This is a genomic window from Elusimicrobiota bacterium (genome assembly GCA_041658405.1).
In the GTDB taxonomy this organism is placed as follows: Bacteria; Elusimicrobiota; UBA5214; order JBBAAG01; family JBBAAG01; genus JBBAAG01.
On record JBBAAG010000140.1, the window covers coordinates 1 to 3,554 of the forward strand.

Below are 3,554 nucleotides of genomic sequence, written 5' to 3' on the forward strand. Positions count from 1 at the left end.
CGGTTTCAATATCAAATATATGCATCTTACGCATATTGAAGACCAGTTCAATATCCTGATTTGACTGTGCCTGGTTATGCGCATCAACCCGGGCAACAAATATCTGTTTGCCTGTAGTTAAATGTAAATGTATTTCATTCCCCAGTGGTTCCACCACTTCAACAGTAGCAGTGATTGTACTTTCCGGATCCGCGAGAGGAGCGTAAAGTTTATCATAAATATCTTCCGGCCGCATCCCGAACACTACGCGTTTTCCTATGTATTCAATTAATATCCCGGTAAGGTCTTCCGGGACTTTAAGCTTAAACTTACCTTCATTCAGATACACACCCTTTTCAGTTTTCTCAATCCCGCACTCAAGAAAATTCATAGGCGGCGAACCGATAAATCCAGCAACAAACCTATTTGCCGGTTTATTATATAACCCCAACGGCGTTGCTATATGCTGCACAATACCGTCTCTCATAACACATATTTTATCACCCATAGTCATAGCTTCAATCTGGTCATGTGTAACATAAATCATAGTTGCTTGTAACCGTTCATGCAGCATCTTAAGCTCCGCGCGCATCTGTACCCTGAGCTTAGCGTCAAGGTTACTCAACGGCTCATCAAACAAAAACACTTTTGGTTTTCTAACAATTGCGCGCCCTACTGCCACGCGCTGCCGTTGCCCGCCGCTCAGTGCTTTGGGTATACGGTCAAGCAGATGTATTATCCCCAGCATATTAGCCGCTTCATTTACACGGTCACTAATTTCTTTTTCAGGATAATGCCTCAGGCTCAACCCAAACGACATATTCTCATAAACTGTCATATGCGGATACAACGCGTAATTCTGGAATACCATTGCGATATCCCTATCTTTAGGCGGGATGTCATTCACTAATGTATCATCAATATAAATCTCACCCTTCGTAATATCCTCAAGCCCGGCGATTAACCTTAACGTCGTAGTTTTCCCGCAACCCGATGGGCCTACAAGTATACAGAATTCCTTATCTTTGATTTCCAGGGATACATCCTTCGCACCGATAACATTTCCCGGATATGTTTTTGACACGTTCTTCAGAATTACCTGTGACACAATTTACCACCTCGTCAAAAAAGTTTTTACCACAATTTTATTGCACAGTATTATAACATAAACCTTCGCGGGTATCAACAACATTTTATGTTATTACTACCCCTCGGGCACTGCTTTTTTGTAGATACCAATACGGTTTTTCCCGTTATTCTTCGCGATATACAACCCTTTATCCGCAAACTCAATCAAGTCACGGATCTCCGCAGCATCTACAGGGAATGTTGATACCCCTAAACTTATCGTTAATTTTCCCTGAGGTTGTTTCTCCCCGAACGGGAACGGGAATGACTCTATATCTTTCCTCAATTTTTCCAGGACAATCAACGCGCCGTCCTTATCCGTAGCAGGAAATATCAACCCAAACTCTTCACCGCCGTACCGTGCAACAATATCAGTCTTACGCACACCTTTTGACAATAACTGCGCTACCTGGCGTAACACACCGTCACCCGCTACGTGCCCGTTAGTATCGTTATAATGCTTAAAATTATCAATATCAATGATTGACACTGACAGAGGCTGGGTGTAACGGTGCGCTAAGTCAAGTTCTTTACGGATAACATCCTTAAAATACCGGTGGTTATACACGCCGGTAAGTTCATCATGAACGGTCATCTCCTGAATTTTTTGGTACAACTGCGCAAGATGCAGCGCAACACTTGCCTGGTTTACAATAAGTTTCGCGGAATCTATATCAGTATGATTAATAGTTTTACGTACAGCAGTATTCCCAACCACCACTAAGCCCAGTACTTTATTCATTATATGCATCGGTACAAGAATGAATTGTTTAAGTTTTAAAGCGGAAAGCATTTCTTTACTGCACCCGCACCCGGACGTATCAACATCCTGCACAATCTTTGCATCGCGTGAACGCAACGCGTCGTTCAATACAGCTTCTTCTGTTATAAACGATAACGTAAACCTGTCAATCCCGCGCATTGAGAACACACTGCGGGTAGCAATACACCTTAGTATCCCTGTCATCTCAGAACCTTCTAAAAGATACACCATCGCATCATCAAACCCCATACCTTTGGTAAGGTTTTCGATTATAGTCTTCACCATTTTTTCTAATGGTTTATCATACTCAAAATTACCAAGCAATAAATGCGTTAACCTATTAGTATTCTCAAGTTCTGCACGGATATGTTTAACATTAGCAACAGCGCGATGCTGTACCTTATGATATTGTTCAATGAGATGGTAGATTAACATTATACCGATCAATACTTCAACTAAAGATATTATGATACAAAAACTTTTATAAGCATAAAAAAAGTAGCGCGCAAACTCCAATGCGGCTACTATAACCCCGGCAATCACAGGTGGCAAATAAAGCGCCATTGACCCTTCCAATACTACCCAACGATTTTCTTAATCTTATCCCTTAATTGTTCCAAATCAATAGGTTTTACAATATAATCCTTAACCTGCGCAGATGCGCTCCATGACTTATAATCCGTCTGGAAACTATCATACGCCGTGCACATAATCACCGGGACAGCAAAATATTTTTCTTTCATCTTACCTAATAATTCCAATCCGCTCATATCAGGCAGTTTGACGTCAAGAATAAGAAGGTCAACATTCCCTGTCTCAAGAATACCGAGACATTCTTCCCCGTTTTGTGAAAGTACGACATTATACCCTGCTTCCGTGAGTTCATCACGAAATATTTCGCGTAACACTTCCTCATCTTCAGTGATAACAATCGTTTTCATAAAATCTGTTTTCTCACAGTATCATCCTCCGTTATATATTTAAAACCATTACTACACTACGCATTCGGCACCGAGGGTGTGCCTAAGAGTTCATCCACCGTTTTCTCAAGCAGGTTAAGGTCAAACGGTTTTGTTAAATACTTCGCACTGCCAAGTTCCATCCCCAGAAGTTTATCCGGCACCTGGTCACGGGCAGTTAAAAAGATTACCGGTATATTGCGTGTACGCTCCTCTTTCTTCAGCCTCTTACACACTTCCCAACCGCTTAGCCGCGGCATTGTTACATCTAACAGTATAAGGTCAGGAAGTTCAAAATGCGCAAGCCGTAATCCTTCAGTCCCTTCTGATGCGGTATATACCTGATACCCTTTTTCTTCAAAAATACTCTGTAAAAATTCGCGTAGCGTATTATCATCATCAACGATTAAAACCTTTTTCTTGGCACTGGCATCCTGTGACTTCCCATGCTGAGATAATAACGGTATAAGTTCCTGTATCTCATTAACTTTTTTCCATTGCGCTAACGAGTCAACCCAGATTTTATCTTCCTCCCTGAGCTTACCCTGCATAACCATCTGCTCAATTTCCTGCCATGTAAACGGCCCCGCACGGTCAGTATACGTGCTGTAACTGTACCATACATACCATTTTTTTTCGTCTGTACTCATATACTGATCCTATAAACCTTTTTCTTCATGTTTTAGAGGTATTTTAATAATAAACTCCGTACCCTGGTCGATCTC

General features: G+C 41.6%; 4 protein-coding genes. All 4 read right to left on the bottom strand.

Features of this window, described 5'->3' with window-relative positions; all coding sequences use genetic code 11:
* On the bottom strand, window positions 1-1,087 hold a 1,087-nt coding region (gene ugpC, locus WC955_13225), incomplete at its 3' end, for a sn-glycerol-3-phosphate ABC transporter ATP-binding protein UgpC (protein MFA5860016.1).
* A gap of 96 nt (window positions 1,088-1,183) precedes the next feature.
* Window positions 1,184-2,434, bottom strand: a complete 1,251-nt coding sequence (locus tag WC955_13230; protein MFA5860017.1) for a sensor domain-containing diguanylate cyclase — start codon at window positions 2,432-2,434, stop codon at window positions 1,184-1,186.
* A 14-nt stretch (window positions 2,435-2,448) separates the two neighbouring features.
* On the bottom strand, window positions 2,449-2,811 hold the full coding sequence (locus WC955_13235) for a response regulator (protein ID MFA5860018.1): 363 nt from the start codon (window positions 2,809-2,811) through the stop codon (window positions 2,449-2,451).
* A gap of 56 nt (window positions 2,812-2,867) precedes the next feature.
* Window positions 2,868-3,479 (bottom strand): response regulator, encoded by a 612-nt coding sequence (locus tag WC955_13240; GenBank protein MFA5860019.1) that lies wholly within the window; start codon window positions 3,477-3,479, stop codon window positions 2,868-2,870.
* Window positions 3,480-3,554 lie beyond the last annotated feature (75 nt).

Bases quoted from the DNA above. Each gene is read 5' to 3' on its own strand.
- WC955_13235 (MFA5860018.1), bottom strand. From the start codon at position 2,811: ATGAAAACGATTGTTATCACTGAAGATGAGGAAGTGTTACGCGAAATA.
- WC955_13240 (MFA5860019.1), bottom strand. From the start codon at position 3,479: ATGAGTACAGACGAAAAAAAATGGTATGTATGGTACAGTTACAGCACG.
- WC955_13230 (MFA5860017.1), bottom strand. From the start codon at position 2,434: ATGGCGCTTTATTTGCCACCTGTGATTGCCGGGGTTATAGTAGCCGCA.